16 protein-coding genes are annotated in these 18,525 nt (G+C 45.8%); 8 read left to right on the top strand and 8 right to left on the bottom strand.

Going from position 1 to position 18,525, the window contains the following annotated elements; genetic code table 11:
• Nucleotides 1-264: 264 nt before the first annotated feature.
• A complete protein-coding gene (locus tag K0I73_RS17950; protein ID WP_220062380.1) occupies nucleotides 265-1,854 on the bottom strand; it encodes a bacteriohemerythrin in 1,590 nt (529 codons plus the stop codon).
• A gap of 477 nt (nucleotides 1,855-2,331) precedes the next feature.
• Between K0I73_RS17950 and K0I73_RS17945 the strand changes: the two genes are divergently transcribed.
• The 3 genes from K0I73_RS17945 to K0I73_RS17935 all read left to right on the top strand — a co-directional run bounded on the left by K0I73_RS17945 (nucleotide 2,332) and on the right by K0I73_RS17935 (nucleotide 3,702).
• Nucleotides 2,332-2,547, top strand: a complete 216-nt coding sequence (locus K0I73_RS17945) for a DUF7661 family protein (RefSeq protein WP_220062379.1) — start codon at nucleotides 2,332-2,334, stop codon at nucleotides 2,545-2,547.
• A 47-nt stretch (nucleotides 2,548-2,594) separates the two neighbouring features.
• Nucleotides 2,595-3,116 (top strand): DUF2937 family protein, encoded by a 522-nt coding sequence (locus tag K0I73_RS17940; protein WP_258405234.1) that lies wholly within the window; start codon nucleotides 2,595-2,597, stop codon nucleotides 3,114-3,116.
• Nucleotides 3,117-3,228: 112 nt separating this feature from the next.
• Complete coding sequence (locus K0I73_RS17935) at nucleotides 3,229-3,702, top strand: peroxiredoxin (RefSeq protein WP_220062377.1); 474 nt, start codon at nucleotides 3,229-3,231, stop codon at nucleotides 3,700-3,702.
• 26 nt (nucleotides 3,703-3,728) lie between these two features.
• On the opposite strand, the gene K0I73_RS17930 is transcribed toward K0I73_RS17935, so the two are convergent.
• The 3 genes from K0I73_RS17930 to ompR all read right to left on the bottom strand — a co-directional run bounded on the left by K0I73_RS17930 (nucleotide 3,729) and on the right by ompR (nucleotide 7,868).
• Entirely contained in the window at nucleotides 3,729-5,693 is a 1,965-nt protein-coding gene (locus tag K0I73_RS17930) for a methyl-accepting chemotaxis protein (protein ID WP_220062376.1), read from the bottom strand.
• A 112-nt stretch (nucleotides 5,694-5,805) separates the two neighbouring features.
• Nucleotides 5,806-7,116: a two-component system sensor histidine kinase EnvZ gene (gene envZ / locus K0I73_RS17925; protein WP_220062375.1), complete on the bottom strand. Its 1,311-nt coding sequence runs from the start codon at nucleotides 7,114-7,116 to the stop codon at nucleotides 5,806-5,808.
• A 26-nt stretch (nucleotides 7,117-7,142) separates the two neighbouring features.
• Entirely contained in the window at nucleotides 7,143-7,868 is a 726-nt protein-coding gene (gene ompR / locus K0I73_RS17920) for an osmolarity response regulator transcription factor OmpR (RefSeq protein ID WP_220062374.1), read from the bottom strand.
• A gap of 441 nt (nucleotides 7,869-8,309) precedes the next feature.
• Here ompR and greB point away from each other — a divergent pair, with 441 nt between their 5' ends.
• From greB to K0I73_RS17900, 4 genes are all read left to right on the top strand, one after another.
• A complete protein-coding gene (greB, locus tag K0I73_RS17915; RefSeq protein ID WP_220062373.1) occupies nucleotides 8,310-8,816 on the top strand; it encodes a transcription elongation factor GreB in 507 nt (168 codons plus the stop codon).
• A gap of 342 nt (nucleotides 8,817-9,158) precedes the next feature.
• Entirely contained in the window at nucleotides 9,159-10,976 is a 1,818-nt protein-coding gene (locus K0I73_RS17910) for a thiamine pyrophosphate-binding protein (RefSeq protein ID WP_220062372.1), read from the top strand.
• 138 nt (nucleotides 10,977-11,114) lie between these two features.
• Nucleotides 11,115-13,451, top strand: coding sequence for a Tex family protein (locus K0I73_RS17905; protein WP_220062371.1), 2,337 nt, complete (start codon nucleotides 11,115-11,117; stop codon nucleotides 13,449-13,451).
• A gap of 198 nt (nucleotides 13,452-13,649) precedes the next feature.
• Nucleotides 13,650-15,611 carry an LTA synthase family protein gene (locus K0I73_RS17900; RefSeq protein WP_220062370.1) on the top strand — a complete coding sequence of 654 codons (1,962 nt, stop codon included), beginning with the start codon at nucleotides 13,650-13,652 and terminating at the stop codon, nucleotides 15,609-15,611.
• Here the strand turns inward: K0I73_RS17900 and K0I73_RS17895 are convergent.
• Together K0I73_RS17895 and bioH are read right to left on the bottom strand one after the other, a co-directional pair.
• Nucleotides 15,608-16,105 carry a hypothetical protein gene (locus tag K0I73_RS17895; protein ID WP_220062369.1) on the bottom strand — a complete coding sequence of 166 codons (498 nt, stop codon included), beginning with the start codon at nucleotides 16,103-16,105 and terminating at the stop codon, nucleotides 15,608-15,610. The genes K0I73_RS17900 and K0I73_RS17895 overlap by 4 nt on opposite strands.
• 63 nt (nucleotides 16,106-16,168) lie before the next feature.
• The gene (bioH, locus tag K0I73_RS17890) at nucleotides 16,169-16,930 is read right to left on the bottom strand and encodes a pimeloyl-ACP methyl ester esterase BioH (RefSeq protein WP_220064451.1); all 762 of its coding nucleotides are present in this window, start codon (nucleotides 16,928-16,930) and stop codon (nucleotides 16,169-16,171) included.
• Between the two features lie 37 nt (nucleotides 16,931-16,967).
• Between bioH and K0I73_RS17885 the strand changes: the two genes are divergently transcribed.
• Nucleotides 16,968-17,720: a ComF family protein gene (locus K0I73_RS17885; RefSeq protein WP_434086728.1), complete on the top strand. Its 753-nt coding sequence runs from the start codon at nucleotides 16,968-16,970 to the stop codon at nucleotides 17,718-17,720.
• Between the two features lie 44 nt (nucleotides 17,721-17,764).
• On the opposite strand, the gene K0I73_RS17880 is transcribed toward K0I73_RS17885, so the two are convergent.
• Nucleotides 17,765-17,968 (bottom strand): helix-turn-helix transcriptional regulator, encoded by a 204-nt coding sequence (locus K0I73_RS17880; protein ID WP_220062367.1) that lies wholly within the window; start codon nucleotides 17,966-17,968, stop codon nucleotides 17,765-17,767.
• On the bottom strand, nucleotides 17,965-18,393 hold the full coding sequence (locus tag K0I73_RS17875; protein ID WP_258405233.1) for a hypothetical protein: 429 nt from the start codon (nucleotides 18,391-18,393) through the stop codon (nucleotides 17,965-17,967). The genes K0I73_RS17880 and K0I73_RS17875 overlap by 4 nt, the downstream gene beginning before the upstream one ends.
• Nucleotides 18,394-18,525: the final 132 nt, after the last annotated feature.

The raw sequence follows: 18,525 nt of genomic DNA, 5'->3' as shown, positions 1-18,525 counted from the left end.
AGTACATTGTCAGATGTAGGCCAAGATAGTGCGTATTGATATTGGAGAGGTGGCTAGTTATATTATTGATTAATGATGATATATTCATGCGGGTAAGCCTGATTAATAACGACTCCATATTTCTTAACTCATTGTGATATCTTAGCCGGTAACAATGTAACATTGTTACCGAACAGAAACGGATTTATGGCGTAGTGAACTTGATTGCTGCAACATTCGCTCTATCATAATTTAAAGAAAAGTGGGATGATGAACACCAGATAATCAGTTTGATATATGCGGGCTTATTCTCTCTGGCTCCTCTTTCAATATTTCTTTTAATGCCTCAACAACCTGAGGGTCATATAATTTTCCGCTGTTAATATTTAATTCCTGCATGGCTTTATCTATCCCTAGAGAAGGGCGATATGGTCGATGAGCAGACATTGCTTCAAAAACATCAGAAACTGCTAGAATACGCCCCTCTAAAGAAATTTCATTCCCCTTTAGTCCATTGGGATATCCAGAACCATCAAGTCTTTCATGATGTTGCTCGATTATATCAACAACAGGCCAAGGGAAATTAACGCCCTTAAGGATATTTACGCCAGCCTCGACATGAGTTTTTATCACGCTGTATTCGAGCTCAGTTAATCGAGTAGGTTTTACCAACATTTCTGCTGGAATAGCTAGCTTACCAATATCATGGATACTGGCCCCCAATTTTAAACCTTCTATACGTTCTTCATTCAAGCCTAATTTTTCTGCGATGGCTGTAGCTATCTCTTTAACCCTTTGTTGGTGTCCTGCAGTATATGGGTCACGAGTCTCCAACGCCTTACTAACAGCGGTAATAATTCCTATTAATGCTGCTTTCAGCTCATCCGACTTTCTGATCAAATTATCTTGAAAATTTTTACGTATAGAAATGTCAATTCCTGTACCAATAAAACAAGGATTGTCATTCATGATAAAGGGTGTGCTAGTAAATAAATATGGAATCAGTTTGCCATTTTTTGTCTTTACATTGGCTTCGGCCTCTGTAATTGATTTGCCATCGAACAGTGTTGACAATGCAGTTAAAACTTTTTTGTGTTGCGATTTATCGATAAAGTCTAAAATTTTCATGCTTCTCAAATCATCTTCTGAATAACCAAGATCATCAATGAAACGCTTATTCCAACGAATGAGGTTCTGCTGGTTATCGCATAAATAGACGAGCCCTGGCACACTGTTTATGATTTCATTGCCAAACTCCTGCTCCTGACGTTTACGAAGTTCAAGAGCGTGTGTAACTTTAGCATGTTCTTTCTTCTCTTCTTCTAACTCTAATGTTCGTGAAGTTAAGCTTCCATACGTATTAAGTAGTGAATTAATAAATACCTCAATGGAATCACTCATTTCAGTCTGAATATTAATTTTAGCCTCTTGTAACAAAATACCAGCATCCAGGGAGTGGATAACTTTGGCCATCCGCATATCGTCATCTAAAATATGATGTGCTAACCAATAAAGCAGAAAGTGTAATATTTGTTCATACAATGCCTTTCTCTTACCTGATCGTGCTTGCTGTCTGAAATAATCCACCTTAGCAATAAAGTCGGAATGCGTTTGATGATGCTTAATGGCCCATGCATCATCACCAAAGTATTTGTTCCATATTTTCTCTTCAAATTCAAAGTGATAACTTATATAGCTGTGGAGTTCGTCTAGTACGTTATCGAGCTCAAGCAGTTCGTCACCGAGTGCCAGTTTAGATCCCATTTCATTTAAAAGTGTAACTAGCCGCTTATGTTGTTCATCGATTAACGGAAGCTTAGTCTCAAAAGTTTGGCTCCATGGAAGAACCTCAACCCAATTTTTTGTACCGGACATATCAGCCTCACATGCGTTAAGTTTTCTATATATTCTTTACACTTACCAAAAGTTGTTATAATGACAAAAATCGCTTCATCTATATAAATTCAACAATCACAATTTAACTTTAGCCAATCAATTTGGCTTTTTCATTTAAAAACTGATTTTTTTATTCATACCTGATTCGATATTGATTTGTTAGGTACCTCTAACTGAGTGGTTACAATACAATTTACTTTATAATCATTATGTTATTGGTTCATGTAACTGTGAATAGTCAAGGAGCAGAGGTGAGAGTTGCCTCATTTTTTATTTACTACTTATGGGAAACTTATCTTCTTGATTGATAAGGATTCACTCTCTATTGGCTATATTTGTAATTTCAGCTACTAATTTTGATCTGCTTCTCTGCCTTGTGAGTGATGCTTGGTTGCTATTGTGATGTCTTGCGGCGAGTGTTAGCTTGCTAATCTAGTGGTGTTTTGGGAGCGAGCGATGATAAGGGTAAATGTGTTCGGCAGATCTATGTCGGTTAGACGCGTCGGTAGCGAGTGGCAGTTGTTTAACGAATCGCAAGCGGGGATGCGTGCCCGCATCTATGATGTGGCTATCCCACCCGAGCTGGCAGAGGATGATCTACCTGGTTTTCTGGACGATATCTATCATGAGTATGCCAGCGAGCAGTATCCTAGCGTGGTGATAGAGAGCTAATGTCTGTTAATTGAGAGGCTAAGGTCGGATTAATGCTAAGGCGTTTGATGGATTACTTGAGGCTGGTGCTGTTTGTCTGTGGCGTGCTGTTAGGCGTGCAGGTGCCGGCCTTTGTCGATCAGTATGGCAAGGCGCTCGCGGCTCATACCCAGGAGGCTAAGCAGAGTCTGGCCGAGTTTCAGCGTGACGCTGACCGTTTCTTCGGCGGTGATATCGATAGGCTAATCGCTCACTATAAACAAAATCCCGATGCCGTGTTCAACGCTGGTGGTGAGAGCATCGAGACGATTTACCAAAGATATCGGTTGTTGTCAGAGGCATTCGCTGAATTTAATCAGTCGACCTATGGTGGGTTCGACCAACTTGTCATGAGCCCTCTGCCAGAGATCCGCGATCAGGTATGGCAGAATTTTAGCCATACCATTATGTTAGATGGCCGTGCCATTGCTATAGGTTTGCTGCTAGGCTTTTTTATCTCAATTTTGAGCGAACTATGTTTAGTCCTTTGTGGCAAATGTTGTCATAAAGCCTATCGTCTAGTGAGCCCAAAACGCCACAGGTTAAATTAACGTCATAAATTGAGTAACCACAAGCTTAGTCGGTGTTTGTTAGAGCAATTTAGGACTATGCTGGAGGCTATATTCACTGTTATCCATTTTTATCATCATTAAGGAGTGACTCATGATCGAACAAGGACAAAAGTTACCATCAGCCACATTAGCTCAATTGACTAAAGAGGGGATGGTTAATCACGATGTGACCGAGTTGTTTGCCAATAAAAAAGTTGTACTTTTTGCGGTTCCAGGGGCATTTACTCCAACCTGTTCAGAAGCCCACTTACCGGGTTATGTGGTTTTAGCCGATGAGTTTAAGGCCAAAGGCGTCGACATTATTGCTTGTGTATCGGTTAACGATGCGTTTGTGATGAAGGCGTGGGGCGAAGCTCAAAATGCTAGCGAGCTGATGATGCTTGCCGATGGTGATGCAAGCTTTACTAAAGCGTTGGGACTAGAGATGGATACTGCTGGGTTTGGCGGCGTACGTTCACAGCGTTATGCCATGGTGATCGACAACGGCGTAGTGACTAGCCTTAACGTCGAAGCACCTAAAAGCTTTGAGGTAAGCAAGGCTGAAGTGGTAATTGCTACGCTGTAACTGTGCTGGGTTGCTTATACTTATGGTTAAGCAACCCACTTATCTTGTTCTGGGGGAACATCTATCCCTAAACTCGCTTCTATATCGGCTACACTCTGGGCGACTTCGCTAGCAATCACTTCACTTTGCTCAGCCGAGTGCAAAGCGTGCTGCTTTAATTCATCCATGGCGCTATACAGTTGGTCTAAGTGACTTACTTGATTGCTGCTGTAATTGCTGCCCTGCTTGGCCGTTTCATTCATCTCTTGCGCTTGCTGTTGTACTGTTTGAGTGACTTGCCAAAGCGCTTGCGCTCCTTGAGACTGTTTAATACTGGCATTTTCGATCCCTTTTACACTGTGTTCTAACTGACTATTTGCGGTTGTCAGTTGATTGAGTATGGTCAAGATCTCTTGCAAAGAGTGCTGTGTCCGCTGTGATAGGCTGCGAACTTCATCGGCAACAACGGCAAAGCCTCGGCCCTGTTCCCCGGCTCTAGCCGCTTCAATTGCGGCGTTTAGTGCGAGTAAGTTAGTTTGTTCGGCAATATTGCCGATGACATCTATGATGGTCGAGACATCGCTCACTGAGGTATTAAGACTGTTAAGCGATTGGTGACAATGGCTTACGGCTTGTTGGGTTTCATCCGCCGCTGTCATCACGGCTTTCACTTCATCTTGGCTCGACACCATCTGCCGATGGGTTTGCTGGGCACTCTGCTCTACTTGTAAGGATAGTTCGCTGACGTCTCTTGCGATTGCGCGCATCTGCTCTGTCTGCGTTTGGGCAATATCGACAATGTTTAGTGTGGTTTCAGTTCCTTGCGCCAGCTTGGATATTCGCTCGACTAACTGAGAAAGCGACTCTGAAATTTTGCTTATTTTGACCCTTTGCTCTGCATCTTCCGACTCGAATCTATCTAATAGCTGATTAAAATGGCCCGCTATCTGACCCGTTTCGCAGCGTCGATGAATCGCAATACGCTCTCTCTCGTTCGACTCACCTAAGCGCATAAAGGCGATATTGAGCTGCTTAAGCGGTTTTACCACTCGCTGCTGTTGCAACAGCAGATAGGCTAGTGCAAACAGCGTAAGTATGGAAACAACGCCGTAGAGGATGAGTTGTAGCTGCTGTTTAAGTTCACGGGTTTGTGATTGTTGCGCCAAGCCTAGGGTGAGTAACTGCCGCTCTATGTCTGCGATGGCTGTCATCATGGCATCTTGTGCTTGTCTGTTGGCAATCAATAGATTATCGGTATTGGTGACCTCTTTATCGTAGCGATTGCTCAGAGATAGGAGTTCGCTATAGTCAGCCTCACCAATCTCTATTTGCTCTGCTTCATCATCACCAAGGGCAAATTCATCGACCTCCTGAGTTTCATAGATTCCCAGTAAGGGCAATTTGGCCAATTTATCGTGCCACTGGGTTAGCGCTTGGGTAGCAGTAGAAAGTATCGACTTAAGGCGCTGATCTTTATCTAGTAAATAACCTTCAGTTAGCTGAGAAAGTTGGTAAACCAGAGGGGGCAACTCTTGGGTTAACGCCATGTATTGCATGGCGAGCTCGGAGTGTTCGATAAGCCCTGAGGTGGCATATTGGGCAAGATGTTGGTTGTAAGAGAGCATCTCGCTTTCTGCATGGGCCAGTAATTCTCTAGGGTTACCAGCGAGCTTACCTGCCGCGCGATATTGGCTATCGAGATCAAGAATAAAGCTTGAGATAGCTTGTGCGACTAGCTGTGCATCTTGGTGAGAAAGGCGATTGATATCGCTGCTGATATCATTGAGTTGTTGTTTGGCGTTGTCCAATAACTGGGCGTTACCACTAGTTAAATAGCCTTCGAGTTGGCGGCGAACCTCTACCAAGAAGCGCTTTTGCACGTCGGCCAACAGGCTTGTCTCATGTTCGATTTGTGTTCTCTGCTGGCCGCTCCAAACGACGACTGTCGCCAGAAGAGCTGCTAGGAGTAACAGGGTTGCAGAGGCCCAGAGTGAGAGAGTAGAAATTTTCATTATCACGCGCCAATAATAATTTGCGCCAGATTATTACGTAAACATGACAAGTTGATGACAGTGCAGAGCGATTATCTATATTGATGAATTGGTTTTTTATAGAAGAGGTGAACTACTCTAAGGGTAACCAAACTTGGGCGTGTAAACCGCCCTCTTTACGATTGGTTAAGACCACTTCGCCTTGATGACGATCGACGATACGTTTGATGATGGCCAGACCTAATCCTGAGCCGACACTACCACGAGCGCTATCGCCTTGAGTGAAAGGTTGGAATAATTTAGGGATCTGCTCTAATGGAATACCGGGACCATTGTCTTCCACGCTAAAGCCAACACGTTTTCCGTCGAAGTTTGAGCTGAGTTTGATCCAGCCATTACCATAGCGAAATGCATTTTCAACTAAATTGGCGATGATACGTTTAATGGCTACCGCTTGCATGGGGATTTTGGGGCAGAAGGTGAGTGCTATCTCTATCTCACCTTCACGTTTAGATTCGGCTTGGGCCACATCTTCAATCAGATCATTGATCTGCCCCTGTTCACGGTTCGATTCCTGATCTTGCCTTATATAGGCAATAAACTGATTGATGATGGCATCCATATCTTCGATATCATGGACAATGCCGTCTTTTAGGTATTCATCTTCTTCAACCATCATCTCTGAGGCGAGGCGAATACGGGTCAGAGGCGTGCGTAGATCGTGAGAGATCCCAGCCATCAGCAGGGCCCTGTCTTGTTCTAGCTGTTGCATGCTACGAGACATCTGGTTAAAGGCGTTCGTTACCTCGATAATTTCGGTCGAGCCACTCGGTGGCAGTGGTGCTGGATAGTCTCCTCGAGAGACCGCAATAGCCGCTTTTTGTAGTCTTTTAAGTGGCTTATTTTGCTTGCGGGCAAACCACCAACCTCCGGCAACACTGAGCGCACCGATAACCATCAGATAGAGGGTTAGCGGTGACAAACCGAATTCATTAAATCCGGTCAAGGGGACTTTTATCCACACCGACGGCGCTTGCGGCGGACGGATCCAGATCTCAAACTCTTTACCCTGAGCAATTCTCACCTCGGCCTTGCCCCCTAGATGTTCAGACATCTGTGCCGACAATAAAGTGTAATAAGTCGCTCTTTCGACGCCGGCTTCACGGGCTTGCTTGATGTTGTAAATGTGCATGCCATCATCGTGTACTTTGGCATTGAGCGCATCGACCATGGTCAAATGTTCACGGCCGACATCGACACCATCGACAAACAGGAGTTTTACTTGGCGAGCAATGAGTTGGTTGATCTGTTGGTAAGTGGGTTGAATGAAATAAACAGCGACAGAGAGGTATGACACCAATTGGTTAACCAGCAGCAAGGAGCCAATCAGTAATACTGTTTGGCTAAATGCACTGCGAGGTAGAAATCGTTTAAGCCACTTCATCGATTAGCGGCAAATTGTTTGCGGCATTAGCGACGAGCCGCCCCGTCTGGCACAAATACGTAGCCAAGGCCCCATACCGTTTGAATGTAACGAGGGTTGGCGGCATCTTTTTCTATCAACCTACGTAGACGTGATACCTGCACATCGATAGAACGTTCCAGTGCTGAGTAGTCACGACCGCGAGCAAGATTCATCAACTTATCCCGTGAAAGCGGCTCTCTCGGGTGACTGACCAGCACCTTTAACACTGCAAATTCACCACTGGTGAGCGATATCGCCTCTTCGCCGTGGTACATCTCGCGGGTCGCTAGGTTTAGGGTAAACTCACCGAAGCTTATCTCCTCCTCTTGCTGAGTCGGAGCTCCAGGTACTTCAGGCGTTTGGCGGCGCATAACCGCTTTGATGCGTGCGAGTAGCTCCCGAGGATTGAAGGGCTTAGGTAGATAGTCATCTGCTCCTAACTCAAGGCCGATAATACGGTCTACTTCATCCCCTTTGGCGGTTAGCATGACGATAGGGATGGTGTTGCCTTGCTGTCTTAGACGGCGGCAGATCGACAGGCCATCTTCGCCAGGGAGCATAAGATCGAGTACAAGTAGATGGAAGTTCTCACGTTCGAGCAATCTGTCCATTTGCTCGGCATTAGCGGCACTTCTAACCTGATAACCTTGTTCCATCAGGTAACGCTCTAGTAAGGCTCTTAGCCTCATATCATCATCGACGACGAGAATTTTAGAGGTTTCTTGTCCCATGCTTTTTATCCCTTATTTCAGTGCGATTGGCCAATAAAAGCCAGTCCAACTTGCTGATATTCATTATTAATTTTATATGCTCGCTTAATATAGCTGTTTTGCCGATTAAATGACTAGCGAGAATTTCATCTACATCTTAGCCTAGAATGATTATGGCTCGATCTTTAATGATTTAATTGTTTGAAATAAAAGTAGATTATAGTCTATTTGGGCTTGGTACGCGAAATTGTAACTAAATTGAATCGTCTAAGTTGATGATGCTTATTGGTTGTAAAAACTGCGTGGTTAATCTTAGGCCGTGTTTCGCTGAGTTATGCTATTGTCATCTCCCTCTATCAATGGGTATCATCTGGCCATTAATGGTGGTTTACCACTAAGATGGAATGACTAATTTATAAATCATTAACGTCTAACTAACTAAAGGTTGAGTGATTAAGCTAAATGGAAAACAAATCCAGTATTGATACAAAAGCCATGTTAATCACCCGCGAAGGCTGGCAGACCCTCGATAGGGAGCTAAAGTATTTGTGGAAGGAGTATCGGCCAGAGATCACCAAGAAGGTGCAGGAGGCTGCGGCGCAAGGTGATCGAAGCGAAAACGCTGATTACACTTATAATAAAAGGCTTTTAAGACAAATAGATAGTCGAGTTCGCTATTTAGTTAAGCGAGTCGAAGACCTAAAGATTGTCGATTATTCACCCCAGCAAGAGGGCAAGGTGTTCTTTGGTGCTTGGGTAGAGCTGGAAAATGAAGCCGGTGAAGTGGTGCGTTATCGTATTGTGGGTAAAGATGAGCTAGATACTAAGCTAGGTTACATTACGATTGACTCACCTATGGCTCGTGCGTTAATTGGTAAGCAGGTCGATGACGAAGTTGTCGTGAGAACTCCCGCAGGCAAAAAAGAGTGGTACGTCAATAAGATCCAATATAAGGCGTTCGAAGCCTAGTCTCATCGCAGTAAAGGGCAATTCCTCCAAGAAACAAAAGCCTTTTACTGCGCAATTTCTTTTCATTATCTCTTTCGAATGAGCGGTATCAATTCACTCCAATCAGCTTCTCTCTGTTCATCAGTGTTAATCCATCTCCTCAAATTTGAGAGCAATACTGATGGCTGTAACGATATCAATACAGGGTTATCGAGTGCTGTAAAGGTCATTTCAACTAGAACGTAACGATTAGTTTTCGCAGGGGACTTAGGGCTCAAATCTTTTAAACTGATCTCGATCAACACATGAATCCCTTAACCCCTCTAGGCTGCGTTCTCTCAGATATGGTTAAGCGGTGACGTGATGAACGCTAAGATACAAGACAACTTCGGTGAACAATATTACCAGCAACTGCCGACGCTCGGTCAGAGCATCGCCCAGCAGTTGCAGCTGTTTGGGGTGCAGAGAGTCTATGGTGTCGGCGGTGATTTTGTCGCTAACTTGATTAACGCTCTGTCTGAGCTGATAGCGGTACTGCCTTCAAGCAATGAAATGCATGCGGGCTTTACCGCGTGTGCACAAGCTGAGTTAAATCCATTAGGGGTTTGTTTGACCACCTATACCGTGGGCAGTTTACCTTGTACCTCGGCTGCGGCTTTAGCCCGTACCGAAGGTTTACCTGTGATTTTTATCTCGGGTGCGCCAGGTGAGACTGAGATCAACAGTGATGCTTTGCATCATAGTGTGCATCCACATAGCGCTTGGCATACCGATCTCGATGCGGCATTAAATGCGTTTAAAGCCTTAGGTCTTAGAGCGGAGCGTCTGCAAGGTCAGCGTCATAGTGGTCAGCCCAATGTGGCAGCGGAGCAGTTTTTAGATCTATTGAGCCATGCTTTTATCAATCGTCAGCCCGTATATATTGAGATCCCGAGAGACCTAGTACATCAACCCACCCAAGCCCTCTCTCTTCCTCGCGATCTTGCATTTTTTCAGACCCAGACGCTTAATCTTAGTGGCGCAGAGCTTATTGCTGCCCAGATTGAGGCAAAATTGTCTCAGGCAAAATATCCTCTGGTCTTTCTTGGCGAGAAGTTGAGATTAAATAAAGCGTTACTCAATAATATTATCGAATTTTGTCATCAACATGATCTGCCCTATGCCACCAGTTGGTTTGGCAAAGGAATGTTAGATGAGAGGGACTCATTGTGTTTAGGTAGTTATAACGGGGTCTTTAGTCAACTTGAACATCAAGCCTATATAGATGAGCGAGTCGATTATGTCTTAGAGCTGGGCAGCGCCATTTTTCCCTCTGACACTAATAACGCCTTTAGCAGCCAAACGCACACCATAGACAATCACCCCAACAAGACCATGGTAAAAGGCACGGCTAAATGGGAGCAAGATATCCTCGCGGTGATGGAGCAGCTGCATTATCGCTTTGAATCTAAGTCTAATTCTAATTCTTATTCTTATTCTAAATCTATCTCTAAATCGCTGTTAGCCGTAAAGAGTGAGCAGGCATTGGATTACGATAGTACCTTGGGGTATCACAATATCGCCGCTTGTATTAATCGGGTGCAGCGTCAGTTGCAACAGTCGTTCATTTTTGTGCCTGAAGTGGGCAACTCCTTATTTGCTAGCTTTGAACTCGAAACAGGGGCGAGCGATATTGGCCGCAGTTATTTGGCGAATCCTTGGTATGCCGCGATGGGGACAAGTTTGCCTTATGCGAGAGCGATTAGCGATCAACTAGCGCAGCTTGGCAGTCAGCAGACTATTTTAGTGCTTACTGGAGATGGCGGGTTTAATTTTCAGGCCAATGAGCTCATCAATCTGCAAAAGCAGGGCGCTAACGCCGTGATAGTGTATATGCGCAACAATATCTTTCATTTAGGTAAGGCGGGTGATGCGGCTATTTATGCCTGTAATGATAATGGTTTCGATCCCAAGATGCTTATTGCGGCTTATGGAGGTAAAGGCCATCACTGTCAAAGCTGCGGACAGTTTATCGATACCTTAGCGACTTGCGCCGAGATAGGTGGATTGCATCTTATCGAGGTGCCCACAGGATTAGATCTGGCCTTGCAAAGTGATACGACTAAAAAACTGAACTGCTATATTGGCTATCGAAATGGCGATCCTGAAGCCACAAAGCAGTGGCAAGCGCTTTGTCGCTAATTAAACCGTATTTGGTGAACTGATTCAAAAAGCCTGCGTCTTGCGGGCTTTTTCACATAGGTTTGGCGTACAACTTATCTAGCGCCTGTGGTATCTTTGGCGACAATGAAATCTATCAATTTAGGCACGACGTAATCTATGCAAAATATTGCACAAATCATCGCTCAGGAACTCAAGGTCCGCGAGCAGCAAGTGACGGCAACAATCACGTTATTGGATGACGGCGCCACGGTTCCTTTCGTCGCGCGCTATCGTAAGGAAGTCACAGGTGGTTTAGATGATACCCAGCTGCGGACCTTATTTAGCCGTTTAGGATATTTACGTGATCTCAATGATCGACGTAAGGTGATTCTTTCTAGCATAGATACTCAAGGTAAGCTGACTCCTGAATTGAAAGCGGCGATTAACGAGGCGGACAGCAAGATTCGCCTCGAAGACCTTTATCTACCTTATAAGCCTAAGCGCCGCACTAAAGGCCAGATCGCGATTGAAGCGGGAATCGAACCTTTGGTCGATCAACTGCTACAAAATCGTCAAGGCAATATCGAAGTCGCAGCCAGTGAATTTATTAATCGTGAGGCTGGTTTTGGCGATACCAAAGCCGTGCTCGATGGCGCGCGTTTTATTTTGATGGAGCGTTACGCCGAAGATGCCGAGTTACTACAAAAAGTACGCCGTCACCTAAGTCAGAACGCCGTGCTTGAAAGCCGCATGGTGAAAGGCAAAGAGAAAGAGGGCGCTAAGTTTAGAGATTACTTTGAGCACAGCGAGAAGATGATGCAGATCCCATCGCATCGCGCCCTGGCTATGCTCCGCGGCCGCAACGAAGGTGTGTTAAGCCTCAATATGAATGCCGATCCCGACACTGAGGCTAAGCAAGCTAGCTATTGCGAGGTGATCATTAGTGAACACTTCAACCTTAAGTTGACTGACAGCGAAGTTGATCAATGGCTTAAACAGGTCGTTACTTCGACGTGGCGTATTAAAATTGCGTTGCAGATGGAAACTGAGTTTATCGCTAAGCTTCGTGAACGTGCAGAAACCGAAGCGATTAATGTGTTTGCGCGTAACTTAGGTGATTTAATGATGGCGGCTCCAGCCGGAGCTAAATGCACATTAGGGCTCGATCCTGGGTTGCGAACTGGCGTGAAGGTAGCGATTGTTAACAATACTGGCAAGTTAGTGGCTCACTCGACGATTTTTCCCCATGCACCGCAAAATCTGTGGGATAAATCGATCCGCACCCTGTCTAACTTGGTCAAAATGCACAAGGTCGAGCTTATTGCCATTGGTAACGGCACCGCTTCCCGTGAAACCGATAAATTAGCCGCCGAGTTGATTGCCACCATGAAGGCTGAAGTGCCTCATTTAACTAAGATCATGGTCAGTGAAGCGGGCGCATCGGTTTATTCTGCCTCGGAGCTTGCGGCCGAAGAGTTCCCGGATCTGGATGTCTCTATTCGCGGCGCGGTGTCTATAGCGCGTCGTCTGCAAGATCCCTTGGCAGAGCTAGTTAAAATCGAACCCAAATCTATTGGTGTTGGCCAGTATCAACACGATGTCAGTCAGAGTCAGCTGTCTCAGTCACTAGAAGCCGTGGTGGAAGATTGTGTAAATGGTGTCGGTGTCGATTTAAACATGGCGTCTGCGCCTTTGTTGGCCCAAGTCGCTGGTTTAAACAAAACCTTAGCCCGCAACATCGTAGATTATCGCGATGAGAATGGTCAGTTTAGTAGTCGTCAGCAGCTGTTAAAGGTCGCGCGTCTTGGACCAAAGGCATTTGAACAGGCGGCTGGCTTCTTGCGTATTAGCAATGGTGATAACCCATTAGATGCCAGCTCAGTTCACCCTGAGGCTTATGCTCTAGTTGAGACGATTGCACGCGCCCAGCAACAGGCGGTCGATGCCTTGATAGGTAATAGCGACTTGTTAAAACAGGTCGATGCGAAGGCTTTTATCACCGATGAGTTCGGTCTACCCACGATCACCGATATCTTAAGTGAACTTGAAAAGCCAGGCCGTGACCCTCGTGGAGAGTTTAAGACGGCCGTCTTTAAAGAGGGCGTAGAAGAGGTCAAAGATCTTAAGCCTGATATGATCTTAGAGGGCGTGGTGACTAACGTGACCAATTTTGGTGCGTTTGTCGATGTGGGTGTTCATCAAGATGGCTTAGTGCATATTTCATCATTAACCGATAAGTTTGTTAGCGATCCCCATGCCGTAGTTAAGGCCGGCGATGTGGTGAAAGTCAAAGTGATGGAAGTGGATGTTGAACGCAAACGAATTAGTTTGAGCATGCGCCTCGATGAAAAAGCCTCGGAAAAGGCAGCTGCGCCGCGTCAGGCTGCACCTAAGGCAAATAAAGCCAGTCAAGGTAAGCCTGCGCATAAGAACCATAACAAGCAAGCGAAAGCCCCCGCCAATGCGGCGATGGGAAATGCTTTTGCCGATGCTTTCGCTAAATTAAAGAAATAGTACCATTTGTTGAAGTAAAAGTTGCCGAGGCCCAATGCCTCGGCATTTTTGTATGGTGCAACTTCCTCTCGTTTTGTGGTGGAAGGAGATTTTTCGAACTTATCTAGCGCTTTTATGTCAAAATAGCGACTTTATGTCGTACCTATTTAGTTGTTGCCTTGAGGGCACATATTAACTTCTGATTGGCTTAGGAAAATTATGATTACACCGGCTTCAAAAATGGGACCGTTTCGTTCTATTTTGTATTTTGGATTGATAGCAATCGTTGTGGCGACGTTGAGTCGCATTGGCTTAGGTCTCTGGCAAGCCGATAGAGTCGCGGCCGTCGATGGTTGGTCACATCTACTGATTCAAGGGCTTCGTGTTGATTTTGCTACCCTATGTTGGTTATGGGGTGTTGCCGCATTAGGTACGGCAATTTTTGGTGGTGATCATTTGGTTGGCCGTGGCTGGAAGCAGGTGCTTAGAGTATGGCTGACGCTTGGACTCTGGTTGATGGTGTTTCTTGAGATCTCTACCCCGTCGTTTATTCAAGAGTATGGCATTCGTCCAAATCGACTCTATATCGAATATTTGATCTATCCAAAAGAAGTGCTTTCAATGTTGTGGGCTGGCCGTAAAGGCGAATTGCTACTAGGTTTGCTGGTTAGCGGTGCAACCTTATGGGGCGGCTGGAAGTTTAGTGGCTACCTGCTGCGCGATGTCCGTTATCCGCGTTGGTTATGGCGCCCAGTGATTGCATTGTTAGTTATCGTTATTACTTTCCTTGGCGCTCGCTCTAGTCTTGGGCATCGTCCGCTGAATCCTGCAATGGTGGCTTTTGCTGATGATCCGCTAGTTAATGCTCTAGTGATTAACTCTTCCTATTCGCTCTTTTTTGCCATAGATCAAATGGGCAATGAGGAGAACGCATCAAAAGTGTATGGTCAACTCGATAAACAGGTCATTATCGATACTGTCCGCAAGGAAAGCGGCCGACCATTGAGCGCATTTACTTCCGATGAGCTGCCAAGCGTGACCTTTAACCAAGCTTCTTATCAAGGTAATCCAAAGAACTTAGTGATTATTTTGCAAGAGAGTCTTGGCGCCGGCTATGTGGGCCATTTAGGTGGCATGCCCTTAACTCCTAAAATTGATGAGCTTGCTCAGCAAGGTTGGACGTTTGAGAACTTATATGCCACAGGAACGCGTTCGGTACGTGGCATCGAGGCAGTAACCACAGGGTTTACACCAACACCAGCCCGCGCTGTGGTTAAGTTAGGTAAGAGTCAAACCGACTTCTTTACCATTGCCGATTTGCTGAAGCGACACGGCTACGAAACCCAGTTTGTGTATGGTGGTGAGAGTCACTTCGATAATATGAAGAGCTTTTTCTTGGGGAATGGTTTTAACAATATTGTCGACGAAAACAGTTATAAAGATCCTGCGTTCGTCGGTTCTTGGGGGGTATCGGATGAAGATCTGATGCGCCGTGCTAACCAAGAGTTTGAGGCGTTCCATAAACAGGGTAAGCCTTTCTTTAGTTTAGTCTTTAGCTCGAGCAATCATGATCCATTCGAGTTCCCTGATGATCGTATAGAGCTTTATGAGCAACCTAAGCAGACGCGTAATAATGCCGCTAAATATGCCGATTATGCGGTGGGTGAGTTTTTTAAGTTAGCTAAACAATCCGACTACTGGAAAGATACGATTTTCGTGGTGGTTGCCGATCATGATAGCCGTGTTGGTGGCGCAGACCTTGTGCCTATATCGCGATTTAGAATACCTGGCATTATTTTAGGTGATGGCATTGAGCCTAAACAAGATAAGCGAGTGGTGAGTCAAATAGATTTAGCGCCAACAGTCTTATCGTTAATGGGTATTTCAGATAGCTACCCCATGCTGGGACGAGATCTCACCCAAGTTGCCGCAGACTGGCCAGGAAGAGCTTTGATGCAGTACGACAAAAACCTCGCTTACTTGCGTGGTGACGATGTGGTGATTCTGCAACCAGACCGAGATCCTTCAGGATTTAAATATGATTTTGGCGCGAAAACGCTGGTGCATCAAGATCAGAGTGATGAGATGAAACAGGCGGCATTATCTTGGGCATTGTGGGGCAGTATGGCCTATCAAAATCAGCTATATAAAACGCCACCGTTAGAGAGTAAGGCGCCTTAAATAAAGGTTGATAACCCGGGCTCTCCCTTGGGGAGGGTTTGGGTTTGATAGAAGCTCGAAATATGTGCCGATACCGTTTGGTAAAAGCTCGTTGATTGGGGTTTTAATGGCGCCTTTGCGTTTACCACAGGTGTTTGACGCGGTTCGGTTTGAGGGCTGCGAATATCGCGGCGTTGCAGCGCGGGTTTGATGAGTTGAGGCCCTATGATGGCTGGTGCGGTGCGCTTTGCCTGTTCCTGCTGTTGTCTTTCTTCCTGCTGTTGCTGACCGTGCCCCTGCTGCTTAGCCTGAACTTTTTCATGCAGCTTGGCTTGGATATTGGCTTGATCAGCTGCACGCTCATTTTGTGGATTAAAGGGGCGCTCTTCGTTTCCCTTCGATAGTTGTGGGGGCGGAATGATAGGTGGGCGTTGTTGGCTTTCCACCCGCGCAGTATCCGTAGCGGGATTCGTCGTCGCTATAGGCACTTGGGGATAGTTGGTAACCACTAACATTGAGTTCACTCCTACAATAGTGTTTAAATAATAAACAAAAACTGCGTTAAATTAAAGTGATTCCTAGCTAATCTTGTTGAGCCAACTCAAAACGCCGTCAGAAAATGCCTGTTTATGGGAGAAGAACGGCGCGTGAGACGCCTTGGTTAAGATCAAATCTTGTATCTGATTATTGGCTGGTGGCATTAAGGGTTGTACTCGGCGTGACACTAAACCATCGAGTCGGCCCCATACCCTTAGCCAAGGCAGATCTAGCGTTCCAAGTTGTGCACGCAGGTCTACCTCCTTTAACATAGTGAGTCCCTGCTTAAGTGCAGAGGCTTGTGGTAGCGGCTTGGCCATCACGAGATCTCTTAACTGCTTGATGTCTTGCTTGGCCGTTTCACTCCCCATCGCTTGGATCGCTAAGAAGCGCTCTATCATCTTACTTAAATCTTGATCTAGCTGTTCACCAAATTGATGGAGTACTTGTGGCGAAATACCTGGCCAACCCTCAGCTTCTCTAGCCATAAAGCAGGGAGATGAGGCTATGGTGAGCAATGCCTTAATATGCCTTGGATAGCGAATTACGGCGCGTGTAGCAACGAGTCCGCCTAGTGACCATCCGGCCCAAATAGCGTTTTCTGGAGTCTGCTCGATAATGTGGTCAACCCAGGTATCAATATCACCATCGAGTGCAGGACTGTCACCAAATCCAGGTAAATCAACATAATGGACGCAATACTGCGACAGCATTTGATGTAGAGGTTCAAATACAGCGCTATTTACTCCCCAGCCATGAAGCATGACGATGGGATGACCCTGTCCTATAGTTTTAATATGCATGGATTGCTGGCTCACCAAAATGCCTCTACCTAAATGGATGTTAACTTATACGCTAACCTTGCAGCGCACAGTCTCTCTGCTGCGACGCTTGTTGGGTGCTAGTTTACCTAATCGCTGTTTGATGTGCCAACAGGACATAACCGATGACAGTCGGGGGATCTGTCAGCACTGCTTATCTGCCAGCCTCTATCAAACTCCAACCTGTCTCGGCTGTGGCCGACCCATGCTAATGCAGATGGCGTACTGTGGTCGCTGCATGGCCGTGTCTCCCCTGATGGTGATCGCGTCAGCCAGTTATCACCAAGGGCTTGGTGAACATGTTGCTGCGATCAAGTATCAGGCTCAATTAGCAGGGCTAGAGAGTCTAACCAGAGCGCTAGTGCAACGGGTCATCGAGCTGGAAGCACTGGCTATTATTCAGCGGCCTCAGGCATTGATTGTCGTTCCGCTGCATCCTAATCGCCTGCGTCAGCGAGGATTTAATCAAGCATGGCTAATTGCCGATAGTCTGAGTCGTCAGCTCGATATTCCTTTGGTTGATGATGCGGTGTTGCGGCGAGTCGATACCAAGTCTCAGGCTGGGTTAACTGGGAAGCAGCGGCGACGCAACTTAGCGAATGCCTTTGAGTTAAATGATGATGTTAATTACCAACGTGTCGCAATCGTTGATGATGTAGTCACTACAGGAACGACAGCTAATACCATAGCGGCACTGTTTGAAGCTCGATATATTCATGTCCAGGTGTGGTGCTTAGCAAGAGCCGAGGCGCCAGGATTACTCGACAACTGACCCAACGCCTTGTTCTATAGTTTGCCTCATGGCTATTGGGACAGCTAGGCTATCTCTTTACCGTCATCGAAGATAGCTTCTATTGGCAGTTCAAATAGGCGCGCTATCTTAAAAGCGAGGGGCAAGCTTGGATCATATTTATCTTTTTCAATCGCGTTAATGGTTTGCCGAGATACGTCGAGTAAGCCTGCCAAGTCGGCTTGAGTCCAGTTACGCTGGGCGCGAAGTAGTTTTAATTGATTGTTCATCCGTAACGTACTCGGCCTGAGATAATACCAACCATATAGGTGACTGCGATGCTGACGATGACATAAGAGGCTTTCAGATCGGGCACCATATCGGCAAGATCCAACACAGAATAGCTTGAGAATCCGACAATCGTGACACCGACGGCGAGTGCCAGCGCATCAAGCTGTATCTTGCGCTCCATCTCATCTAGCTGAGTCAAAAAGCGTTTGTATGCCAATATCATCAAGATACCTATCGTACTATGCACCACAAACAGAGTGGCAACCAGCCAGCTTGCAGATAGTGGTTCTTGTTTTAACAGATAGCTACTTAGCGCCAAGCTAGCCACCCATAGCAGTGCCAATAGGTTTACCTTGTTTGCATTTTTAAGGTCTCTTGCCGGTAGTCCCTTAGCGCAAATCGCGTTGAATATATGTTTCATCATAAAATCCCTCTCAAGGTGTTGCTTTGAAGTAAAGCAAGCTTGACATTCAAACTAGTATCCTGCCGCCTTGATGTCAAGTGTATTTTACATAATGATTGGTTCGCTTTACTTTTTACAAAGGATAAAGTGCAA

Source organism: Shewanella mesophila (genome assembly GCF_019457515.1).
Taxonomy (GTDB): domain Bacteria; phylum Pseudomonadota; class Gammaproteobacteria; order Enterobacterales; family Shewanellaceae; genus Shewanella; species Shewanella mesophila.
Note: the sequence above shows the minus strand (reverse complement) of the source record. Positions and strands in the feature narration are given on the sequence as shown.